This is a genomic window from Enterobacter sp. MGH 38 (assembly GCF_000492855.1).
GTDB lineage: Bacteria > Pseudomonadota > Gammaproteobacteria > Enterobacterales > Enterobacteriaceae > Enterobacter > Enterobacter hormaechei_C.
The window spans coordinates 1,653,547-1,675,599 of record NZ_KI535608.1 but is presented as its reverse complement, the minus strand read 5'-3'; the positions used below and the strand labels follow the sequence as shown (position 1 = coordinate 1,675,599).

Sequence of the window (22,053 nt, the reverse complement as noted above, 5' to 3'; positions counted from 1 at the left end):
ATGAGGTCCTTAGCCGATTTCGAATTTAACAAAGTGCCGCTCTGCGATGGTATGATCCTGATTTCAGAGATGATCCGCGACGATTTTACGTCACAGTACGTTTACGCTGAACTGGAGAATCTGGTCAGCCTGGCGCGCGAAGAGATCAATCAGGCACGTCCGCAGGACTGGCAATTAGAGAAGCTGATTGAGCTTTTCTACGGCGAATGGGGTTTCTGCGACACGCGAGGCGTGTACCGCCTGTCTGACGCACTGTGGCTGGACCAGGTGTTGAAAAATCGTCAGGGCAGCGCCGTCGCGTTGGGCGCCATTTTACTGTGGGTTGCGCACGAGCTGGAGATTCCACTGGTGCCGGTCATTTTCCCGACGCAGATGATTTTGCGGGCGGAGTGGCTGGACGGTGAGATGTGGTTAATCAATCCGTTTAACGGCGACACGCTGGATGAGCATACGCTGGATGTCTGGCTGAAAGGCAACATCAGCCCGATAGCTGAGCTGTTCAATGAAGATCTCGATGAAGCCGATAACGCCGAAGTGATCCGCAAGCTCCTGGATACGCTGAAGTCTGCGCTGATGGAAGAGCGTCAGATGGAGCTGGCCCTGCGCGCAAGCGAAGTGCTGTTGCAGTTCAATCCGGAAGATCCGTACGAAATCCGCGACCGCGGCCTGATTTATGCGCAGCTCGACTGCGAGCACGTGGCGCTGAATGATTTAAATTATTTCGTCGAACAATGTCCGGAAGACCCGATCAGCGAGATGATCCGCGCGCAGATCAACGCGATCGCGCATAAACACATTACACTGCATTAATCTTAATTCCGATTCACACCTGAATAAGGCGATCCTATGAAACAAAAAGTGGTTAGCATTGGTGATATCAACGTGGCAAACGACCTGCCGTTCGTGCTGTTTGGCGGTATGAACGTGCTGGAATCCCGCGATCTCGCTATGCGCATCTGCGAACACTACGTGACCGTGACCCAAAAACTGGGCATCCCGTACGTGTTTAAAGCCTCTTTTGACAAAGCCAACCGCTCCTCCATTCACTCATACCGTGGCCCGGGCCTGGAAGAGGGGATGAAGATTTTCCAGGAGCTGAAACAGACGTTTGGCGTGAAAGTGATCACCGACGTGCACGAGGCGTCTCAGGCACAGCCGGTGGCTGATGTGGTAGACGTGATTCAGCTTCCGGCGTTCCTCGCTCGCCAGACTGACCTGGTAGAAGCGATGGCGAAAACCGGTGCCGTGATTAACGTGAAAAAACCGCAGTTCGTGAGCCCAGGCCAGATGGGTAACATCGTCGACAAGTTTATCGAAGGCGGTAACGACCAGGTTATCCTGTGCGACCGTGGTTCAAACTTCGGTTATGACAACCTGGTTGTGGATATGCTGGGCTTCAGCGTGATGAAGAACGTCTCTAACCAGTCTCCGGTGATTTTCGACGTGACCCACTCCCTGCAATGCCGCGACCCGTTTGGCGCCGCGTCTGGCGGGCGTCGTGCGCAGGTGACCGAACTGGCGCGCGCCGGTATGGCAACCGGCCTGGCGGGTCTGTTCATTGAAGCGCACCCGGATCCGGCTAACGCGAAATGCGACGGTCCATCCGCGCTGCCGCTGGATAAGCTGGAGCCGTTCCTGAAACAGATCAAAGCGATTGACGATCTGGTGAAGAGCTTCGACGAGCTGGATACCAGCAACTAATAAAAAAACCCGCTTCGGCGGGTTTTTCTTTGCCCGGCGGCGCTACGCTTGCGCGGGCCTACGGGTTTTGTAGGCCGGGTAAGCGCAGCGCCACCCCGCAAAAAAATTACGCAAATATCGTCATCAGATACGCAATAAACAGCGCCATATGCGCCGCGCCGTTCAGCACATTGGTGCGGCCGGTGGAGAAGGAAATCTGGCACAGCAGCAAGGATGCCACCATCACAATCATCTCTGGCGCACCCAGCGCAAACTGCAATTCATTTCCCGTCATAAAGGCAATCAACGTCACCACCGGAACGGTAAGGGAGATGGTCGCCAGAACAGAGCCAAAGAACAGATTCATCGCACGCTGCACCTGATTATTGAGCACCGCTTTCAGCGCTCCCAGGCCTTCTGGCGACAGGATCAACAGGGCCACCAGGAAACCGGTAAAGGCGACCGGCGCGTTCAGTTCAGTTAACAGCGCCTCCAGCGGGTTCGCATTCATCTTGGTGACCGCAATAACGGCAATCAGATGCACGATCAGCCATACCGTGTGCCACGCGCTGCTGTGAGCCGACGGCTTACCGTGATGCGGGTCATCGTCGTCACCGTCGTCTTCATGCTCGTAAACAAACAGGCTCTGGTGCGTTTTGGTCTGGATCAGCAGGAACACGCCGTACATCGCCGCGGAAATCAGCGCCACCAGCAGCGCCTGGCCGGTGGTGAAATTTGCACCCGGCAGCGCCATCGGGAATACCAGCACAATAATCGCCAGCGGGAACAGGGCGATCAGGTACTGTTTAATGCCAAAAAGGTTCATGTACTGGGTGGCAAATTTGCGACCACCTAATAAAAGTGAAAAACCGACCAGGCCGCCGGTAACAATCATAATGATGGAATAGAGCGTATCGCGCATTAGCGTTGGCGCGGCGTCGCCGGTGGCCATTAATGCGGAAATGAGACTGACTTCAAGAATCACAACCGAAAGGCTTAAAATTAATGACCCATACGGCTCTCCAAGACGGTGGGCTAAAACATCCGCATGGCGTACCACGCTAAATGCACTGGTTAAAATACCCACCAGAGCCAGAATATTGATCCCCACAACCACTGGCAATGACTGACTGCTTCCCCAGAAGAGCAGCACAGCCAGTGCCAGAACCGGGAAAATGAGAGAGGTCTCCTTGTGGCGGGTTTTCACCGCCTCGTGTGTTGCTGTCATGTGTTTCTCCAACAATGCAGGTGCTTGTAATTATAGATAGATTTTAAAGGTATTAAACTAACAGAAATCTGTTAAATACCCTGTATTTTTTACTTAGTTTTACCCTTTATTATAATTTTTATTCCTGAGGCTTATAATGGCCTATCTCTGTTAAATATTAATTTAATAACAATGACTTGCATTTTTATATTGTTCATTTCTTTCTGTTGGCTGGCACCCTCGCGTATCGTCGTCCACACTTATCTTTTAGCCAAAAGAGAGGTTAACGATGCCATACAAATCGAAAAGCGAATTACCAGATAACGTGCAAAACGTATTGCCTGCCCACGCCCAGGATATCTACAAAGAAGCCTTTAACAGCGCCTGGGATCAGTACAAAGATAAAAAAGATCGCCGGGACGATGCCAGCCGCGAAGAGACGGCCCATAAGGTGGCCTGGGCCGCCGTAAAAAATGACTATGAGAAAGGGGACGATGATAAATGGCACAAAAAGAAATAGCCGCGAATAATACGCTGCCTCCCTTTTGACATTTCAGGCGGTTGACCTGCCGCTGTATTGCATCTGGCCCGCGAATTGCTTATCGTTGCTCAACTGCTGTTAAAATGAACAGCACAGAATGCCGGGAAGGCGAATTACAGATGTCGCAAGGAAGCATGCAGTGGCGGAGGTGGAATGTGTTAACGCGTGATTTCTTGATGAAGGCAGATTGTAAGACGGCATTTGGTGCTATTGAGGAATCGCTTCTGTGGTCGGCTGAACAACGTGCGGCGTCGCTTGCGGCAACGCTTGCCTGCCGCCCGGATGATGGCCCGGTCTGGATTTTTGGTTACGGCTCGCTGATGTGGAACCCGGCGCTCGAATTTGTTGAATCGGCAACCGGAACGCTGCCTGGCTGGCACCGCGCCTTCTGTTTGCGCCTGACCGCCGGACGCGGCAGCGCGTGTCAGCCAGGACGCATGCTTGCACTAAAAGAGGGCGGGCGCACCACGGGCGTGGCATACCGGCTGCCGGATACCACGCTGGAAGATGAGCTGACGCTGCTGTGGAAGCGCGAGATGATCACCGGCTGCTATATGCCCAGCTGGTGCAAGCTGGAACTGGATGACGGCCGCACCGTCAACGCGCTGGTGTTCATTATGGATCCGCGCCACCCGCTGTATGAAGCCGACACCCGAACCCAGGTGATTGCCCCGCTGATTGCCGCCGCCAGTGGACCGCTGGGTACTAACGCCCAGTACCTTTTCTCGCTCGATCAGGAGCTGACGCGTCTCGGTATGCAGGACGACTGTCTGAGTGAGCTGGTGGTGAAGGTGAAAGCGCTGCTGGAAGGGAACCCGCTCAGCAATACGCTGCGGCCAGGTTTTGCCTGATAATACGCCCGGCTGGCCGGGCGTTTATGGTTATGCCGCCACGTAACTTACGGAATGTTCGAGCGACTGGCTGTGGCTGTCGATCAGCACATCCCAGGTGCCGGTGTAAGGCACCGTCAGCCAGGCCTTATCGTCCTGGACGGTAAGGATATCTGCCTGCGATTGTTTCTGTCCTTTCGAACTTATCAGATGGATGCGGCAACGCTCTGAGCAACGCACCACTACCGTATCCCCGCCAAACAGTTTCAGACTCGTTTTAACTCGTGCCATTTTATACCCCGTCGTTTTTGCCCATCCCGAGCGTGATGTTGTTCACAATTTACTCATTGCATAACACCAAAGGGGCAGGGGTGGGATGCTGATTTCGATCAAAAAATGGCGCAACGATTAAACAAAAATGACAAAATCCCTGAAACCTTTCAGCGGACGCGCGTTTACCCTGCTTAACGCGCGCCCGGGAAAAATTATATGCGGAAATGGCCAGCGGTCTCAGCAAGGTCGCCCGCCTGGCTTTGCAGCGCGCTGGCCGCCGCAGCAGACTGTACAACAAGCTCGGCGTTCTGCTGCACCATGCGATCCAGGTGAGTCACCGCGTGGTTAATCTCATGGATCCCTTTCATCTGCTCGCGGGTGGCAATAGATATTTCACGCATAATGCCAGACACGCTCCCGACGCTGGCGCGGATCTCATCCATGCTGTCGCCCGCAAGGTGCACAAACCGGGAGCCGGTTGCAACGCTTTCGGTGGTGGAATCAATAAGGGATTTGATCTCTTTCGCCGCCTGAGCGCTGCGGCTGGCCAGGTTACGTACTTCCCCCGCAACGACCGCGAACCCACGGCCTTGCTCCCCGGCACGTGCCGCTTCCACCGAGGCGTTAAGCGCCAGAATATTGGTCTGGAAGGCGATGCCGTCAATGACGCTGGTGATATCGCCGATTTTCGCGGAAGCCAGTTCGATGGACTGCATGGTGCTGATGGCCTGAGCGACGACGTCGCCGCCGCGGGATGCGGCGGCAGAGGCCTTGCTAGCCTGTTCATTCGCTTCTGCTGCCGACTCGTTTGACTGCGTAACGGAGGCCGTGATCTCTTCCACGGCGCTGGCGGTTTCGCGAAGGCTTGATGCCGCCTGCTCGGTACGCCCGGAAAGATCCTGATTACCTGCCGCAATCTCATGCGCTGCGTTTTTCACTGAGGCGCTGGCATCACGCAGCTGGACCATCACCACAGAAAGCTTATCGCTGAAGGCGTTAAACGCCTGCGCAATTTGCGCCACTTCATCGCCCCCCTTATCCGGCAGACGCTGCGACAGATCGTTAGTACCGTTGGCAATGCTGTTCATCGCGTCACGGATACCGGACAGCCGCTTAAGCAGGCGGGCAATCAGGAGGTGCATGAGGGCTCCGCTCAGCAGGGCGAGGATCGCCAGAGACAGTGCAGATGCTTTTAGCAATGACCGCATCCCGGCGGTGGCATCGCCGTTATCGAGCGCCACAACCAGCAGCCAGTGCGTCCCCGGTACGGCGGTGGCCAGGAACGTTTTTTCGCGTCCGTTAAACGTTCCGTCAACCAGGTTGCCGCTTTTCAGGGTGGCAAAATCGGTCCCTTTGATCGTCTCCGTAAAAGGCTTAAGCGTCAGCGCAGGATCGCTGCCGGCAATAACGGTGCCGTTGCTGTCCAGAAGCAGTCCGCTGCTGGCCGGAGTCGGGTGAATACCGCGCACGTTAGCCACCACGCTGTCCATCGCCACATCGCCCGCCACCACTGCTTTCAGGGCGCCTTGCTCTTTAACCGGTACCGCGAACGTCACCACCAGTTTCCCGGTGCCCGCGTCCACATAGGGTGCAGTCACTACCGGGCCATCAGCGCTGACGGCCTGCTGATACCACGGGCGAAGGGTGGGATCGTAATCAGCGGGTACCCCGGTTGGGTCAGAAAATTTAGCCGTTTTGCTGGCATAACCCACGTAGACGTTGGTGAATCCACCCGCCAGCGCAAGCTGTTTAAACACCGGAACCGGATCGTCGCTGAGCGCGACTGGCTGCGCCGAGGTGATGACGGTCATTTTGTTGTTCACCCAGTCGGCAATCGCCATGTTGTGGCTGGCGCTGGTGCTGGTCAGAATATCGCGCTGCGACTGCTGATTATCCTGGCGCGTGACCTGAAAGTTAATAATGGTATTAAGAAGAAGGGCGACGACCAGACAGCCTGTCGTCGCGGCAATGATGCGGGCGCGAATGGATCTGAACATAAGTGTAATACCTGCTGTGTTGTTTCCATGCCTATCGGCAACGGTGCAGGTAAACTTGATGCTGAAACCGCGTCCATAAGAAAATAATATTTTTAGCGGGTTATTATTAAAAAGTTAATACTTTATCGGCGGAAAGCGTCCATTCAGCCAGCTCCACCAGCGTACCAATTTCCACGCCATCAATCAGCGGCAGCCCGGTAATGCCGCGCCCGTCGGTACAGGTTTTGCACAGTTTGACCGGAACGTTTTGCGCGGTCAGGATCTCCAGCATTTGTTGAATGTTGTAGCCCTCTGCGGGTTTTTGCCCCTTCAGCCCGGCCGTGACGGCGTCGGACATCAAAAAGAGGCGCAGCTCCAGCTCACTCTCCTTATCGCGCAGCGCGATTGCCAGGCGCAGGCTGTTAAAAAGGGATTCACTGCCGTAGGCCGCACCGTTGGCGACGATCACAATCTTCTGCATGTTGACTCCTGTTCTTTGAAAAGGCACGAATATTGCTTCTCGTACCGAAGAATACGTATCGGGGAGAGAAACGATGACGATAGTGGCTGGCAGTTCCCCTGGCGCAACCGAATGGTTCCAGCGTGCGAGAATGTTGCGCGAGGAACAGCTCGGCAGACTGGCGCAGCTGGGCGCACTGGTGAACGGCATCAGTCGACTGGTGCATATGCTACAGTGCGAGCGCGGTGCGTCAAATGTCTGGCTCTGCTCGCAGGGCAAATTGTACGCGCCTGAATGCAAGGCCAGCAGGGCCCTGGTGGATGAAAACCTCGCCGCATTGCACCTTCAGTTTAACGAACCGCTCCCGGGCAGCGCCCTGTGCGAACGTATTGCCAGCGCACTGCACGGCCTTGAGACGCTAACGGCGCTGCGTGATGGCGTTACAGGTCAATGCGTCACCGCGCCGCAGGCGATGGAACATTACAGCCGCATACTGCGTCATTTGCTCAGTATCGTACCCCAACTCAGCGACAGCATTGACGATCCGCACATCGCGGGCCGATTTGTGGCCCTTTACAGCCTGATGCAGGGCAAAGAACTTGTGGGACAAGAGCGGGCGCTGGGGGCTATTGGTTTCACCCAGGGATTCTTTGACGATGAAACCCGCCAGCGGCTGGTGGATCGCATTGATGGCCAGCAGGCCTGCTTTGAGGTTTTTATCTCCCATTGCACTCCAGACGTGCAGGAGTCATTTACCCTCAACTGCCTGCCGGGTCTGGAGACTGAAAAACTCAGGCGTGAAGCGTGCACCCGCCAGCCTCCGGCAGATAACGGTGATACCGCCCTCAAATGGTTTGCCCTGCAAACCGCGCGCCTTGAGCACCTGCGCACGCTGGAGGAGGTGGCAATTGCCGATCTGATGACGGCAGTTGAGGAGCGCCGCTATAGCGAAAACCTGCACGCAGACGATGAACACGACGATATCCTGGCGCGATTTCCGGATAAACCGCTGCTGCCGCTGGTGCGCCAGCAGGCGCGTGAAATTGAGCAACTCTCCCGTCAGCTTGCTTCCCTGCGCGACACGCTGGAGGAGCGTAAGACCATCGACAAAGCCAAAAGCGTGCTGATGACACACCAGAACATGAGCGAGGAGCAGGCGTGGAGTGCCCTGCGCAAAATGGCGATGGATAAAAACCAACGCATGGTGGATATCGCCCGTGCGCTGCTTACGGTGAAAAATTTGTGGAAGATACCCCCTGGGGAGTAGTTGCACAGTCAGTGGGCAATTCATGCCTGATTGAGGTGCGTAAAACAGCGCTCTCCTTGCAGAAACCCCGTAACGCCGGGGATGAAAAGCTGGCATTACCTTTGCATTAACAGATTAACCATTTTCGACGATGCGCCAACGGCGGTGCATGCGTCTTCAGGATAAAGGCGTCCAGCGGTGCTTCAGCACCGTCGGGCGCTTTTTTTTGCCTTTTTTCAGGAGCAATTATGGCGGATTTGTCGAGACGGCGATTATTGCAGGCCAGCATGCTGGCGAGTGGTGCGATGCTGTTGCCGGGTGTCATGCAGGCCGCATGGGCGGCGGGGTCAGATAAGCCTGAGCAGGATACCGTGCGTATCGGGTTTATCCCCCTGACCGACTGCGCGCCCGTGGTTATCGCGGCCCTGAAAGGGTTCGATAAAAAACACGGCATTACCATTGTACCGACCAAAGAGGCGAGCTGGGCGGCGGTGCGCGACAAGCTGGTGGCGGGTGAACTGGACGCCGCACACATTCTTTACGGCCTGCTTTACGGTCTGGAACTGGGTATTGCGGGCAAGCCGCAGCAGATGGCGAACCTGATGACCCTCAACCAGAACGGTCAGGCCATTACGCTCTCCAGCGATCTGACGGAGAAGGGCGTTCGTGACCTCGACGGGCTGAAAAAGCTGATTGCGCAGCAGGCACCGGGAACCTACACCTTCGCGCATACCTTCCCGACGGGAACGCACGCCATGTGGCTCTACTACTGGCTGGCCAGCGCGGGGATTAACCCGTTTGACGACGTGCGCACCGTGGTGGTGCCGCCGCCGCAGATGGTGATGAACATGCGCATTGGCAACATGGTCGGGTTTTGCGTTGGCGAGCCGTGGAACGCGCGGGCGATTAACGACCGCATCGGGTTTACCGCCGCTACGTCGCAGTCCATCTGGGCCGATCACCCGGAAAAGATCCTCGGCACCCGACGCGACTGGGTGGCGAAAAATCCGCACACCGCACGGGCGCTGGTGAGCGCCGTGATGGAAGCCGCGCGCTGGATCGAGGCGTCAGCGGAAAACAAACGCGAAACCGCGCAGATCCTCTCGCGCCGCGCCTGGCTCAACTGCAAGGAACAGTATCTCACCGGACGCATGCTCGGCGAGTACGACAACGGGGTCGGTCAGCGCTGGCAGGATGCGCACCCGATCCGTTTCTTCAACGAGGGTGCCGTGAGCTACCCGTATCTCTCCGACGGCATGTGGTTCTTAACCCAGTTCCGCCGCTGGGGCTTGCTCAACGCCGCGCCGGATTACGCGGGCATTGCACAGCGTATTAACCAGACCGCGGTCTGGCAGGATGCCGCGACCGCCGTGGGCGGCATGTCCACTCCGTCATCACCGTATCGCAGCAGCACCCTGATGGACGGCACCGTCTGGAACGGCACCGATCCGGAAGGGTACGCCAACCGCTTCGCCATTTACCGTAAAGGGGCCTGAGTATGCAGCATCTGCAAAATGCAAAACCACAAGAGACGTCAGAGAGCGGGGAAGTGATAGTCCTGCCTCCGTTACAGGTTCGCCGTCGTGCGCCCGCGTTTACGCGTCGGATGAATGATTTTTTACAGCGCGTCATCCCGGCGCTGCTCGGTCTCGGCCTGCTGGTGGTGCTCTGGCAGCTGGCGGCGATAAACAGTAAAGGATTTCCGACGCCGCTCAGCACGCTCGATTCGGCCATGACCCTGTTTGCCGATCCGTTTTATCGCGACGGGCCAAACGATATGGGCATTGGCTGGAACGTGCTGGCGTCGTTGCAGCGCGTCGCCATCGGCTTCGGTCTGGCGGCGCTGGCGGGCATTCCGCTGGGCTTTTTGATTGGCCGCTTCACCTTTTTCTCCCGCATGTTCAACCCGCTGATCGCGCTACTGCGTCCGGTCAGCCCGCTGGCCTGGCTGCCTATCGGCCTGCTGCTGTTCCAGAAAGCGGAGCCTGCATCGAGCTGGACTATTTTTATCTGCTCCATCTGGCCGATGGTCATTAACACCGCCGAAGGGGTGCGCTGTATTCCGCAGGACTACCTCAACGTGGCCCGGGTGCTGCAACTCTCAGAGTGGACCATCATGCGCCGCATTCTTTTCCCGGCCGTGCTGCCTGCGGTGCTGACCGGGGTACGTCTTTCCATTGGCATTGCCTGGCTGGTGATTGTCGCCGCCGAGATGCTCACCGGAGGTTTAGGCATTGGCTTCTGGATCTGGAATGAGTGGAACAACCTCAACGTCGAAAACATTCTCATCGCCATCGTCATCATTGGCGTGGTCGGGTTGCTGCTGGAGCAGGGGCTGATGCTGATCGCCCGTCGCTTTAGCTGGCAGGAAAAATAAGGAGTGAAGATGAAACCGTTAATTCAGGTCCAGGCCGTGAGCCAGCGTTTTTCCACCGCCAGCGGCGAGTTTCTGGCGCTGCAAAACGTCTCTTTTGATATCCACGAGGGCGAAACCGTCAGTCTGATTGGTCACTCCGGCTGCGGCAAGTCGACGCTGTTAAACCTGATCGCCGGGATCACGCTGCCGACGGAAGGCGGGCTGATTTGCGACAACCGCGAAATCGCCGGGCCGGGGCCCGAGCGCGCGGTGGTGTTCCAGAACCATTCGCTGCTGCCGTGGCTGACGTGCTTCGACAACGTGGCGCTGGCGGTGGATCAGGTCTTCCGTCACACCATGAGTAAGGTCGAGCGCAAAGCGTGGATTGAGCACAACCTCGACCGGGTGCAGATGGGCCACGCGCTGCACAAGCGCCCTGGGGAGATCTCCGGCGGCATGAAGCAGCGCGTCGGGATTGCCCGGGCGCTGGCAATGAAGCCGAAAGTGCTGCTGATGGATGAGCCGTTTGGCGCGCTCGATGCGCTGACGCGTGCCCATCTTCAGGACTCGGTGATGCAGATCCAGCAGGCGCTGAACACCACCATCGTGCTCATCACCCACGACGTGGACGAGGCGGTACTGCTCTCTGACCGCGTACTGATGATGACCAACGGCCCGGCGGCCACCGTGGGTGAGATCCTGCGCGTCGATCTGCCGCGCCCGCGCAACAGGGTGCAGCTGGCGGATGACAGCCGCTATCACCACATGCGCCAGCAGATCCTCCATTTCCTCTACGAAAAACAGCCGAAAGCGGCGTAATGAGGGGGCACGATGCGACTGGTCATTATCGGTAATGGTATGGCGGCAACCCGGCTGATTGCGTCGCTCACCGGGCGTGTTCCCGGTCGTTTCGCTGTCACCGTCATCGGTGACGAGCCTGAGCAGGCGTACAACCGCATCCAGCTTTCACCGGTGCTGGGTGGTGAAAAGCAGGCGGAGCACATCTGTCTGCACGATGAAGACTGGTACACGGCACGAGGCGTGACGGTGCTGCGAGGAGAAACGGCGCTCGCAGTAGACGTCAACGCGCGTGAAGTGCATACCTCTGCTCGCACGCTGGGCTGGGATGCGCTGGTGTTTGCCACCGGTTCTACCCCTGTTGTGCCGCCGATCCCCGGCGGCGATGCGCCGCATGTGTTCACCTTTCGCACCCTGGCAGAAACCCGCGCCATCCAGAATATCTCCGGGCCGGCGGTAGTGCTGGGCGGCGGCGTACTCGGCGTGGAGGCAGCGGCAGCGCTGGCGCGCAAGGGTGACAACGTCACGCTCGTGCATCGCGGTCCGTGGCTGATGGAACAGCAGCTGGATCAGCACGCGGGACTGTTGCTGGAAGAGGCGCTGGCGGCGCGGGGCGTTAGCTGTGAACTCGCCTCCGGCATCACCGCCATCGCTGACGATGCCGTGACGTTGCTCGACGGACGCCGCATTGCCGCCACGCGCGTGGTGCTGGCAACCGGCGTGCAGCCCAACGTTGCGCTGGCAAATGCCAGCGGCATTCGCTGCGCGCGCGGCATCGTGGTGGATCAGCAGATGCAAACCTCCGTGCCGGGTATCTACGCCATCGGCGAGTGCTGCGAAATTGACGGCCAGACGTTTGGCCTGGTAGCCCCCTGTCTGGCGCAGGCGGATATTCTTGCCGCGCGGCTGGCCGGGGAGGTCACCGCGCCGTTTACCCTGACCGACAACGGCGTGCGCCTTAAGGTGACCGGCGTGGAGCTGTTCAGCCTCGGGCGCGCGACGGTGCAGGCGGACGATGTGGTCTGGAGTTCATGGGATCCGCTGACCCGTCACTATCGACGTTTACTGATCCATCAGGGGGCGCTGGCTGGCGTGCTGCTGCTGGGTGACTGCCGCAGCGCGGCAACCTTTACCGATTTACTGGCAACGGCTGCGCCCGCCCACGCGGACTGGCTGTTCGATCGTTTCACAACGCAACCGCAGGTTGCAGGACAGAACGCTATGACAAAACCTACTCTGGTGGTGGTTGGGCACGGTATGGTCGGCCATCATTTCCTCGAAGACTGCGTTAACCGCAATTTGCATCAGCAGTATCAGATTATTGTTTTTGGCGAAGAGCGCTATGCCGCCTATGACCGCGTGCATCTGTCGGAATATTTTGGCGGACGCAGCGCGGACTCGCTCTCGCTGGTGGCGGGGGAGTTCTTTGCCGATAACGGCATTGAGCTGCGCCTCTCGCAGCAGATCGTTGCTATCGATCGTGATGCACACGTAGTGCGTACCGCCAGTGGCCATGAGACTCACTGGGACAAGCTGGTGCTGGCGACCGGCTCGTACCCGTTCGTACCACCCGTTCCGGGCAACGATCTGCCGGGGTGTTTTGTCTACCGCACCCTCGACGATCTGGACAACATTGCGGCCCATGCGGCAGGCTCTCGACGCGGCGTGGTAATTGGCGGCGGCCTGCTGGGTCTGGAGGCGGCGAATGCACTTAAGCAGCTCGGGCTGGAAACTCACGTGGTGGAGTTTGCGCCGAACCTGATGGCGGTGCAGCTCGACAGCGACGGCGCGGCAATGCTGCGCAAGAAAATTGAGGCGCTGGGCGTAGGGGTGCACACCAGTAAATCGACGACGGAGATTGCCACCGCAGACGACGGGCTGGTGCTGCGCTTTGCCGATGGTGAACAGCTGGAAACGGACATGGTGGTCTTCTCTGCCGGTATTCGTCCGCAGGACGCGCTGGCGCGCAGCAGCGGGCTGGTTATCGGCGAGCGCGGCGGTATCTGTATTGACGACGGCTGCCGGACTTCCGATCCGGACGTGCTTGCCATCGGCGAATGCGCGCTGTGGGAGGGAAAAATCTTTGGCCTGGTGGCCCCGGGCTACCAGATGGCGCGCGTGGCCGCCGCTGTGCTGGCGGGTGAGGAGAAACGCTTCACCGGCGCGGATATGAGTACCAAACTCAAGTTGCTGGGCGTGGATGTGGCGTCGTTTGGCGATGCTCACGGGCGCACGCCGGGTGCGCTGAGCTACCAGTGGACGCACGGGCCGCAGCAAATCTACAAAAAGATTGTGGTCAGCCACGACAGCAAAACCCTGCTGGGTGGCGTGCTGGTGGGCGATGCCAGCGAATACGCCACGCTGGTGCAGATGATGCTCAACGGCATCAGCCTGCCAAAAGAGCCGGAAACGCTGATCTTACCCGCGTCGTCAGGCAGCGCTCCGAAAGCGCTGGGCGTGGCGGCGCTGCCGGAAAGCGCGCAGATCTGTTCGTGTCATAACGTCAGCAAAGGGGATATCTGCCAGGCGGTAAGCGCGGGTGCGACGGATATCGGCGCCATTAAGCAGTGCACCAAAGCGGCGACCGGCTGCGGAGGCTGTAGCGCGCTGGTGAAGCAGGTGATGGAGTTCCAGCTTGCAGAGCAGGGCGTGGAGGTGAAAAAGGATATCTGCGAACACTTCCCGTACTCGCGTCAGGAGATTTACCACCTGGTGCGCGTCAACCATATCCGCACCTTCGACCAGCTTATCAGCCGCTACGGTCAGGGGCACGGGTGCGAGATCTGTAAGCCGCTGGTGGGATCGGTATTGGCTTCCTGCTGGAACGAGTATCTGCTGAAACCGGCGCATCTGCCGTTGCAGGACACCAACGATCGCTATTTCGCCAATATTCAGAAGGACGGAACCTACTCCATCGTCCCGCGGATGCCTGCGGGTGAAGTGACCGCCGACGGGCTGATCGCCATCGGCCAGATCGCGAAACGCTATAGCCTTTACAGCAAAATTACCGGCGGGCAGCGTATTGACCTGTTTGGCGCCACGCTCGAACAGTTGCCGGAAATCTGGCAGGCGCTGGTAGAGGCCGGGTTTGAGACCGGACATGCTTACGGGAAATCCCTGCGCACGGTGAAATCCTGCGTCGGGTCGACCTGGTGCCGCTACGGCGTGCAGGATTCCACCGGCCTCGCGGTCAGGCTGGAGCACCGCTACAAGGGGCTGCGCGCGCCGCACAAAATCAAAATGGCGGTCTCCGGCTGTACCCGTGAGTGCGCAGAAGCGCAGAGCAAAGACGTAGGGGTGATTGCCACGGACAAAGGCTGGAACCTCTATCTGTGCGGCAACGGCGGGATGAAGCCGCGCCACGCGGATCTCTTCGCCAGCGATCTGGACGACGAAACGCTGATCCGCACCGTTGACCGTTTCCTGATGTTCTACATTCGCACGGCAGATCGTCTGCAACGCACCAGTACCTGGATGGATAACCTGGAAGGCGGCCTCGACTATCTGCGCGAGGTGATCCTCAACGACAGCCTGGGGATCGCCCTTGAGCTGGAGCAGGAGATGGCCCGGGTGGTGGAGACCTACCAGTGCGAATGGCAAACCACCCTTAACGATCCTGACCGCCTGGCGCTGTTCCGCACCGCGGTGAACGTCCCCGCCGCGGAGGAGAACAAGCGCTGGCAGGAAATTTGTAATATCGACGAGATCCCGGAGCAGGCGGGCATTGGCGCGCATCTTGGGCGCAAACCGATTGCGCTGTTCCGCTTTGGCAAAACCGTTTATGCCCTCGACGATCGGGAGCCGGGCAGCCGCGCGAACGTGCTTTCACGCGGCATCCTCGGCGATGCGGCGGGGGAACCGGTGGTGATCTCGCCGCTCTACAAGCAACGTATTCGTCTGCGCGACGGCTGTCAGGTGGAGAATGGCGAACCCGTGGTGCGCGCCTGGCCGGTAAAAATTGAAAACGGCAAGGTATGGGTTGGAAATGAAGAGCTGGTGATGCGTGCGGAGGCCTCATGACCGAAACCCGGACAACGTGCCCTTACTGCGGGGTGGGCTGCGGCGTGGTCGCCAGCGCAGACGGTGATAAGGTGAGCATTCGGGGGGATGAAACTCATCCGGCGAATTTCGGTCGTCTGTGTGTAAAAGGATCTGCCCTCGGGGAAACCACGGGGTTGCAGGGACGCCTGCTGCGCCCGGTGGTCGATGGCCGGGAGGTGGCATGGCCGCAGGCGCTGGGCGAAGCGGGCGAGCGGTTACGGAACATCATCAACGAATGGGGGCCGCAGGCGGTGGCGTTTTATGCCTCCGGCCAGCTGTTGACCGAGGATTACTATGCCGCCAACAAGCTGATGAAAGGCTTTATCGGGGCGGCGAACATGGATACCAACTCGCGGCTGTGCATGTCATCGGCGGTGGTGGGCTACAAACGCGCCTTCGGTGAAGACGTGGTGCCGTGCAGCTACGAGGACGTGGAAAACAGCGATCTGGTGGTACTCGTTGGCTCAAACGCGGCCTGGACGCATCCGGTGCTGTATCAGCGGCTGGTGCAGGCAAAACACAACAATCCGCAGATGAAAGTGGTCGTGATCGATCCGCGTAAAACCGCCACCTGCGATATCGCCGATCTCCACCTCGCGCTCAGACCCGGCAGCGACGCCGGGCTGTTTGTAGGGTTGCTCAATCTGATTCAGGGGCGGGGCGAGTGGCCGATCCCTCGCGTGGCGGCGTTTTGCGATTTGCCTTCAGACGAGATTGGCACCTTCTACGACTGGTTTATCACCGCGCCACGCGCGATCACGCTCTACACCATGGGGATCAACCAGTCCTCCACCGGCAGCGACAAGTGTAACGCCATCATTAACGTGCATCTTGCCAGCGGGAAGTTCAACCGTCCTGGCTGCGGCCCGTTTTCGCTGACCGGACAGCCAAATGCCATGGGCGGGCGGGAAGTGGGCGGGCTGGCGAATCAGCTGGCGGCGCACATGAACTTCGAGCCGGACGATCTTTCGCGCGTGGCGCGTTTCTGGGGAACGGAACGGCTGGCGCAGACCCCGGGCCTGATGGCGGTGGAATTGTTTGACGCCATTGCGCGCGGCGAGGTGAAGGCGGTGTGGATCATGGGCACCAACCCTGCCGTGTCGCTTCCCGACAGCCACGCGGTGTGTCAGGCTCTGGCAGCCTGCCCGCTGGTCATGGTATCTGAGGTGATGCAGGAGACGGACACCAGCCGGTTTGCCCATATCCGTTTTCCCGCCCTGGGCTGGGGCGAGAAAAACGGCACGGTGACCAATTCTGAACGCCGTATCTCCCGCCAGCGTGCCTTTCTGCCTGCGCCGGGCGAGGCCAGACCGGACTGGTGGATAATCGCCCGGATGGCAGACCAGCTCGGTTATGGCGATGCCTTCGCCTGGGAACACCCTCAGGAGATATTTTGTGAACATGCGGCGCTGACGGCGTTTGAAAATAACGGCGAACGGGCGCTAAACCTGCGCGAACTGGCGTCGCTGTCGCGAGAGGCGTGGGACGCGCTGGCGCCTTATCAGTGGCATGCCGGTGATTTCCCGCAAAGAAATCTTGTACCGGTTGATCCTTCCTCGCATGGGGCAGGCGTCGACGAATTGTACCCCTTGATACTGAATACCGGGCGGATCCGCGATCAGTGGCACACCATGACGCGCACGGGGTATGTTCCGCGCCTGATGCAGCATATTGATGAGCCTTTTGTTGAGATGAACGCAACCGATGCGGCGCGCGCTGGGCTGACTGACGGCCAGCTGGCGCGGATAAGCTCCCCGCGCGGGGTGATGGTTGCCAGAGTACGTATCTCCACCGCGCAGCGTGCGGGCGAGCTGTTTGCGCCGATGCACTGGAACGCGCAATTTGCACGGCAGGGGAAGGTCAATGCGTTGGTAGAAGGGCGGATTGATGCTGGTTCCGGCCAGCCGGAGAGTAAACAAACCGCGGTGAGGATCATGCCCTGGCTACCGGCCTGGCAGGGTGAACTGTATGCCCGCGAGCTGCCAGCGCTGCCGCCGTCGGTCTGCTGGTGGCGTAAAGCCTCACGTCTGACGGTGGCGGGGGAGCAGCCGTTGCTGTCGTGGGTCAGGGCGTACGCCAGCGGTCGGGGCTGGCAGTTACAGGTGGCACAGACGGGAGAACGCAGCAGCGTGCTCGCCTGGCATCACGGCGAGCTGATGCTGGGCTACTGGGAGGGCCATACGCTGCCGGCGCTGGCGCATGCGTTTATTGAAGAAGCCTTTGCTGCTGCACCCGTACAACTCGCTGAACGCCATGCGCTGCTGCACGGACAACGGCCGGGCGAAGATGCCGATCCCGGGCGAATTATCTGTAGCTGCTTCAGCGTGGGTGAAAATACGATATGTAAGGCGATAGCCGGAGGCTGTGATTCTGCCGCAGCGCTGGGCGTGAAGCTGCGCTGCGGCACGAACTGCGGCTCCTGCGTGCCGGAGCTGAAAGCGCTGTTGGGATAATAGTGCAAGGGCGTCGGTTGGCGGCTTCGCACCGGTACGAATTTGTAGGTCGGGTAAGGCGAAGCCGCCACCCGACAAATCTTTTCAGGATATTCCTGAAATTTCTGTTAAGACTGGTTTTCAGGGCTTATGGCGTTAACATAATAAGTGTTTGTTCATAAACACAGGTTCTGATTGACGACGTTGAAGGCTGTATCGTCCCGCATCCGTTTTTTGCTGTTACTCCCCCTTTTTACGGCTGGAGCCCTTCACGGTGCGCCGAAATCCTTCGTGCAGCAGGCGCAGAATCCGTTTGATAATAACGGCGATAGCCTGCCGGATCTCGGTATGGCGCAACCGACCACCGAAGGCGAAAAGCATCTGGCTGAAATGGCAAAGGCCTTCGGTGAAGCCAGTATGACCGATAACGGCCTGACGGCCGGGCAGCAGGCGCGACAGTTCGCGTTTGGCAAAGTGCGGGATGCCGTCAGCGGTGAAGTCAACGAGCAGATTGAATCCTGGCTTTCACCCTGGGGAAACGCCAGCGTCAATGTACTGGTGGATGACGACGGCAACTTTAACGGCAGCAGCGGTAGCTGGTTTATCCCCTGGAACGACAACACCCGTTATCTGAGCTGGAGCCAGCTTGGCCTGACGCAGCAGACAGATGGGCTGGTGAGCAATGTCGGGATCGGGCAGCGCTGGGTTGCCGGAAACTGGCTGCTGGGCTACAACACCTTTTACGACAACCTGCTGGAAGACAACCTGCAACGTGCCGGGCTGGGCGCAGAGGCGTGGGGTGAAAACCTGCGCCTGTCGGCCAATTACTACCAGCCGTTCGCTGGCTGGCAGCCGCGTTCCGACATCCGCGAGCAGCGCATGGCGCGCGGGTACGACGTAACGGCCAAAGCCTGGCTTCCCTGGTTTCATCACCTGAACACCAGCGTCAGCTTTGAACAGTATTTTGGCGATAACGTCGATCTGTTTAACAGCGGTACGGGGTATCACAACCCGGTTGCGGTCAACCTGGGGCTGAACTATACCCCCGTACCGCTGGTCACCCTGACGGCTGCCCATAAGCAGGGGGAGAGCGGCGTTAGCCAGAATAACCTCGGGCTGAAGCTCAACTATCGTTTTGGCGTGCCGCTGGCGAAACAGCTTTCCGCCGGGGAAGTGGCGGCGACGCGCTCGCTGCGGGGCAGCCGCTATGATTCACCCGATCGCGATAATCTGCCCGTGATGGAATTCCGTCAGCGCAAAACCCTCTCGGTATATCTGGCCACGCCGCCGTGGGATCTTAAGCCAGGCGAAACCGTGATGCTGAAGCTGCAAATTCGCAGCAAGCACGGTATCCGGCAGATCCACTGGCTGGGTGATACCCAGGCGCTCAGCCTGACCTCACCGGCAAACGGCAACAGCAGCGATGGCTGGAGTGTGATCATGCCTGCATGGGATGATTCAGAAGGGGCGAAAAACGCATGGCGGCTAACGGCCGTGGTGGAAGATAAGGATGGGCAGCGTGTCTCCTCCAATGAGATCACGCTTTCCGTGGTGCAACCGCTCGTCGCAATGCCTGCCGACGATCCACGGTGGAAGTTGCTGCCGGATGAGTAAGTTAAAAAATGCGCTCCTGATGCACCCAGACGGCGGCTTCGACGCGGGATTTTAACTTCATTTTTTTCAGCATGTGTTTGACATGCACTTTGACCGTGCTCTCGGTGATGTCCAGACGGCGGGCGATCATTTTATTCGGCAGCCCCTGGGCAATCAGCTTCAGAATGTCACGCTCGCGCGGTGTCAACTGGCTGACGTCGCGGTCAGACGTGGCGCGGTTCGCACGCAGGCTGGCGGCCAGTACCGGCGTTAACGCTTCACTCAGCACCATCTCGCCTGCGGCAGCCTGTTGCAGCGCCTTGAGCAGATCTTCCGGCTCCATATCTTTCAGCAGATAGCCGTCTGCCCCTCGCTTGAGGGCGGTGACCACGTCTTCTTCATGGTTTGAGACGCTGAAGACCACCACCCGGCCAGAGAGGGATTTCTCCCGCAGCTTGTCGAGGGTTTCCAGGCCATTCATGCCCGGCATGTTGAGATCGAGCAAGATCAAATCAGGATCGAGCGATTCGGCAAGTTCAATACCCTGTTCGCCGTTGCTGGCTTCCCCGACGACGGTGATATCTGGCGCCATGCTGACAAGCTGTTTAACGCCAGTGCGCAGCATCGGATGATCGTCAATCAACAGGATAGATGCCGGTTCCTGATTAGTCATGGTTTTCTCCTTGAGCAGTTATGAGGGGCTTTTCGGGTATAAAGGTGACCACTACTTCGGTGCCACCTGACTCTCCCCGGCGAACCTGGCAATCACCGCGCAGGCTTTGCGCGCGGTCTCGCATGATAATTAAACCATAATGGTTCGTTCGTTCGGCATTTTCCGGCACGCCGCGGCCGTTATCCTGAACCCTGAGCTTCACCTGATTATCCTGGCAGCTGACGGTGACCGTAACGGCCGTCGCCTCGGCATGCTTGAGCACGTTGCTCAGGGCTTCACGGGCAATTTGCAGCAAATGGATCGCCTGGTGAGAGGGGACAAAACGCGGTGGCAGCTGGTAATCCAGCTTCACCGGGAAGCCCAGCCGGGCACTAAACTCCTGACAGCTGGACTCCAGCGCAGGGCGCAGCCCCGGCTCGGTGAGCTGCAAACGGAAGGTGGTCAGCAGCTCGCGAAGCTGAACCCACGAGGTGTTAAGCTCGTTGCGGATCTGGCTGAGCAGCTGTTTGCTGCTCTCGGGCATGCCTTCGTCCTGCATTTGCAGGCAGCTCACCTGCATCTTCATGCAGGAGAGGGACTGGGCGATGGAGTCGTGCAGCTCGCGGGCGATGGTGGCACGCTCCTCCATCACGATCAGCTGCTGCTGTTTCTCCTGGTGGCGGTCGAGCGCCAGCGTGGCCGTGAGCTGCTCAACAAGCGTATCGACCAACTGCTGCTGGTCGTGGCTCAGGTGACGTCCGGCGGGCAGGGTGGCCAGCAAAATACCGTACTGGGTATGGCTGTCCATCAGCCGCCACTTGAGGGTCGTGCCGCTGGTGGTAAGCGGCGGCAAGCCGCGCGGGCACAGATGACACCCTTTATCGTCGCAGGAGATGTCCGACTGACAGGTAAATTCCTGATGGTTTTCCTCATCTTCAACGTCGTAAACCCGAAGCTCAAGATCGCGGAGCAGAGTCAGGTTTTGCAGGCCGTTCAGTACTGGCGAGAGACGTTCGCAAAGCGGTACCTGCATATGCAGGCGACGGTTCGCCTGCCAGAGGAAAGAGAGGATCTCGTTTTTTTGCTCAAGCCCGGCGGTTTTCTCCTGGACGCGTTGTTCCAGTACCGCGTAGCTCTCTGATAGCTCTGCCGACATGGTATTGAGCGCCTCGCCAAGCATCGCCATTTCGTTGCGCCCGCTGATGCGCGTGCGCTGGGTAAAATCGCGCTGTGTGACGGCGCGGGCCATCGCCAGGAGCTGTTTCCAGGGGTTAAGCAACCGCGCGCGCAGCCAGATAACCGTGAAAATCAGCAGCAAACCCATAAACAGCGCCATTGCGCGGTGAACCATCACCACACGGTCAATGCGTAACTCTGTGGTGCGATCGAATGAGGAGACAAGATGATCGATGCGTGACACAAACCCGGCGACATCCTGGGCGACCGTTTCCCGGTCTTCCGCCCGCTTTAAGCCGGGCTCCAGCTGGGTATGCCAGTAGCCCTGAAGCGCCTTAAGCTGAGATTGCTGACCGTCACGGATGGCGGCTCTTTCCAGTTCAGGGCTGAATGCGGTACGCTCCATTTCGTCGATAAGCGGTTGGTCAGCCTGCGTCAGCGGCACCGACGCCAGTAGCCGGTAACTCTGCATACGTAGCGAGCCTGCCTCGTTGATGGCATGCGCGTTACCCTGCACACCCTGTACCAGCCAGCCAGAAATAGCCATGCCGGTCACACCGATAGCGGTGGACAGCAGAACAATAAGCGCCAGCTGGTTAACCAGCGTCAGCGGAGATAAACATCTTTTTAACATAGAGTTGCCGGGCTCCTGACGTGACCTGATTGCAGGAATGGCGCTATTCTGGTGCATACCCTGGAGTATACCCATACCAATAAAGGATTACCTCTAAATTGCCAGAGAGGTAACGGTTAGTGGGTGGACGAAGCAGGGATGCCTCAGCACCGTGAAAA

17 protein-coding genes are annotated in these 22,053 nt (G+C 58.6%); 11 read left to right on the top strand and 6 right to left on the bottom strand.

The window, feature by feature from the left end:
- Window positions 1–810, top strand: a complete 810-nt coding sequence (sirB1, locus tag L384_RS03570) for an invasion regulator SirB1 (RefSeq protein ID WP_003856670.1) — start codon at window positions 1–3, stop codon at window positions 808–810.
- Between the two features lie 36 nt (window positions 811–846).
- Entirely contained in the window at window positions 847–1,701 is an 855-nt protein-coding gene (gene kdsA, locus L384_RS03575) for a 3-deoxy-8-phosphooctulonate synthase (RefSeq protein WP_003856671.1), read from the top strand.
- Between the two features lie 106 nt (window positions 1,702–1,807).
- On the opposite strand, the gene chaA is transcribed toward kdsA, so the two are convergent.
- Complete coding sequence (gene chaA, locus L384_RS03580; RefSeq protein WP_003856672.1) at window positions 1,808–2,908, bottom strand: sodium-potassium/proton antiporter ChaA; 1,101 nt, start codon at window positions 2,906–2,908, stop codon at window positions 1,808–1,810.
- A gap of 268 nt (window positions 2,909–3,176) precedes the next feature.
- Between chaA and chaB the strand changes: the two genes are divergently transcribed.
- Together chaB and L384_RS03590 are read left to right on the top strand one after the other, a co-directional pair.
- A complete protein-coding gene (chaB, locus tag L384_RS03585) occupies window positions 3,177–3,407 on the top strand; it encodes a putative cation transport regulator ChaB (protein ID WP_023314272.1) in 231 nt (76 codons plus the stop codon).
- A gap of 176 nt (window positions 3,408–3,583) precedes the next feature.
- Complete coding sequence (locus L384_RS03590; RefSeq protein ID WP_017384255.1) at window positions 3,584–4,279, top strand: gamma-glutamylcyclotransferase; 696 nt, start codon at window positions 3,584–3,586, stop codon at window positions 4,277–4,279.
- 30 nt (window positions 4,280–4,309) lie between these two features.
- On the opposite strand, the gene L384_RS03595 is transcribed toward L384_RS03590, so the two are convergent.
- The 3 genes from L384_RS03595 to L384_RS03605 form a co-directional block, all read right to left on the bottom strand.
- Window positions 4,310–4,549 carry a hypothetical protein gene (locus L384_RS03595; protein WP_003856678.1) on the bottom strand — a complete coding sequence of 80 codons (240 nt, stop codon included), beginning with the start codon at window positions 4,547–4,549 and terminating at the stop codon, window positions 4,310–4,312.
- Window positions 4,550–4,743: 194 nt separating this feature from the next.
- A complete protein-coding gene (locus L384_RS03600) occupies window positions 4,744–6,528 on the bottom strand; it encodes a methyl-accepting chemotaxis protein (protein ID WP_023324817.1) in 1,785 nt (594 codons plus the stop codon).
- Window positions 6,529–6,634: 106 nt separating this feature from the next.
- The gene (locus L384_RS03605; protein ID WP_015570354.1) at window positions 6,635–6,988 is read right to left on the bottom strand and encodes a DsrE/DsrF/TusD sulfur relay family protein; all 354 of its coding nucleotides are present in this window, start codon (window positions 6,986–6,988) and stop codon (window positions 6,635–6,637) included.
- Between the two features lie 73 nt (window positions 6,989–7,061).
- On the opposite strand from L384_RS03605, the gene nasR reads away from it, so the two are divergent.
- The 7 genes from nasR (at window position 7,062) to L384_RS03635 (ending at window position 19,454) form a co-directional block, all read left to right on the top strand.
- The gene (gene nasR, locus L384_RS03610) at window positions 7,062–8,234 is read left to right on the top strand and encodes a nitrate regulatory protein NasR (RefSeq protein ID WP_023324816.1); all 1,173 of its coding nucleotides are present in this window, start codon (window positions 7,062–7,064) and stop codon (window positions 8,232–8,234) included.
- Window positions 8,235–8,461: 227 nt separating this feature from the next.
- Window positions 8,462–9,709, top strand: coding sequence for a CmpA/NrtA family ABC transporter substrate-binding protein (locus L384_RS03615; RefSeq protein WP_023324815.1), 1,248 nt, complete (start codon window positions 8,462–8,464; stop codon window positions 9,707–9,709).
- A 2-nt stretch (window positions 9,710–9,711) separates the two neighbouring features.
- The gene (ntrB, locus tag L384_RS03620) at window positions 9,712–10,590 is read left to right on the top strand and encodes a nitrate ABC transporter permease (protein WP_023324814.1); all 879 of its coding nucleotides are present in this window, start codon (window positions 9,712–9,714) and stop codon (window positions 10,588–10,590) included.
- A 9-nt stretch (window positions 10,591–10,599) separates the two neighbouring features.
- Entirely contained in the window at window positions 10,600–11,388 is a 789-nt protein-coding gene (locus tag L384_RS03625) for an ABC transporter ATP-binding protein (RefSeq protein ID WP_017693299.1), read from the top strand.
- A gap of 12 nt (window positions 11,389–11,400) precedes the next feature.
- Complete coding sequence (gene nirB / locus L384_RS0121320; RefSeq protein WP_023324813.1) at window positions 11,401–15,387, top strand: nitrite reductase large subunit NirB; 3,987 nt, start codon at window positions 11,401–11,403, stop codon at window positions 15,385–15,387.
- Window positions 15,384–17,861, top strand: coding sequence for a nitrate reductase (locus L384_RS03630; RefSeq protein ID WP_023324812.1), 2,478 nt, complete (start codon window positions 15,384–15,386; stop codon window positions 17,859–17,861). The genes nirB and L384_RS03630 overlap by 4 nt, the downstream gene beginning before the upstream one ends.
- 174 nt (window positions 17,862–18,035) lie before the next feature.
- Window positions 18,036–19,454, top strand: coding sequence for a YchO/YchP family invasin (locus L384_RS03635; RefSeq protein WP_023324811.1), 1,419 nt, complete (start codon window positions 18,036–18,038; stop codon window positions 19,452–19,454).
- Between the two features lies 1 nt (window position 19,455).
- On the opposite strand, the gene narL is transcribed toward L384_RS03635, so the two are convergent.
- Both narL and narX read right to left on the bottom strand, forming a co-directional pair.
- Window positions 19,456–20,106, bottom strand: a complete 651-nt coding sequence (gene narL / locus L384_RS03640; RefSeq protein WP_003856701.1) for a two-component system response regulator NarL — start codon at window positions 20,104–20,106, stop codon at window positions 19,456–19,458.
- Window positions 20,099–21,895, bottom strand: a complete 1,797-nt coding sequence (narX, locus tag L384_RS03645; RefSeq protein ID WP_023324810.1) for a nitrate/nitrite two-component system sensor histidine kinase NarX — start codon at window positions 21,893–21,895, stop codon at window positions 20,099–20,101. The genes narL and narX overlap by 8 nt, the downstream gene beginning before the upstream one ends.
- Window positions 21,896–22,053: the final 158 nt, after the last annotated feature.

Bases quoted from the DNA above. Each gene is read 5' to 3' on its own strand.
- sirB1 (WP_003856670.1), top strand. From the start codon at position 1: ATGAGGTCCTTAGCCGATTTCGAATTTAACAAAGTGCCGCTCTGCGAT.
- kdsA (WP_003856671.1), top strand. From the start codon at position 847: ATGAAACAAAAAGTGGTTAGCATTGGTGATATCAACGTGGCAAACGAC.
- chaA (WP_003856672.1), bottom strand. From the start codon at position 2,908: ATGACAGCAACACACGAGGCGGTGAAAACCCGCCACAAGGAGACCTCT.
- chaB (WP_023314272.1), top strand. From the start codon at position 3,177: ATGCCATACAAATCGAAAAGCGAATTACCAGATAACGTGCAAAACGTA.
- L384_RS03595 (WP_003856678.1), bottom strand. From the start codon at position 4,549: ATGGCACGAGTTAAAACGAGTCTGAAACTGTTTGGCGGGGATACGGTA.
- L384_RS03600 (WP_023324817.1), bottom strand. From the start codon at position 6,528: ATGTTCAGATCCATTCGCGCCCGCATCATTGCCGCGACGACAGGCTGT.
- L384_RS03605 (WP_015570354.1), bottom strand. From the start codon at position 6,988: ATGCAGAAGATTGTGATCGTCGCCAACGGTGCGGCCTACGGCAGTGAA.
- nasR (WP_023324816.1), top strand. From the start codon at position 7,062: ATGACGATAGTGGCTGGCAGTTCCCCTGGCGCAACCGAATGGTTCCAG.
- L384_RS03615 (WP_023324815.1), top strand. From the start codon at position 8,462: ATGGCGGATTTGTCGAGACGGCGATTATTGCAGGCCAGCATGCTGGCG.
- ntrB (WP_023324814.1), top strand. From the start codon at position 9,712: ATGCAGCATCTGCAAAATGCAAAACCACAAGAGACGTCAGAGAGCGGG.
- L384_RS03625 (WP_017693299.1), top strand. From the start codon at position 10,600: ATGAAACCGTTAATTCAGGTCCAGGCCGTGAGCCAGCGTTTTTCCACC.
- nirB (WP_023324813.1), top strand. From the start codon at position 11,401: ATGCGACTGGTCATTATCGGTAATGGTATGGCGGCAACCCGGCTGATT.
- L384_RS03630 (WP_023324812.1), top strand. From the start codon at position 15,384: ATGACCGAAACCCGGACAACGTGCCCTTACTGCGGGGTGGGCTGCGGC.
- narL (WP_003856701.1), bottom strand. From the start codon at position 20,106: ATGACTAATCAGGAACCGGCATCTATCCTGTTGATTGACGATCATCCG.
- narX (WP_023324810.1), bottom strand. From the start codon at position 21,895: ATGTTAAAAAGATGTTTATCTCCGCTGACGCTGGTTAACCAGCTGGCG.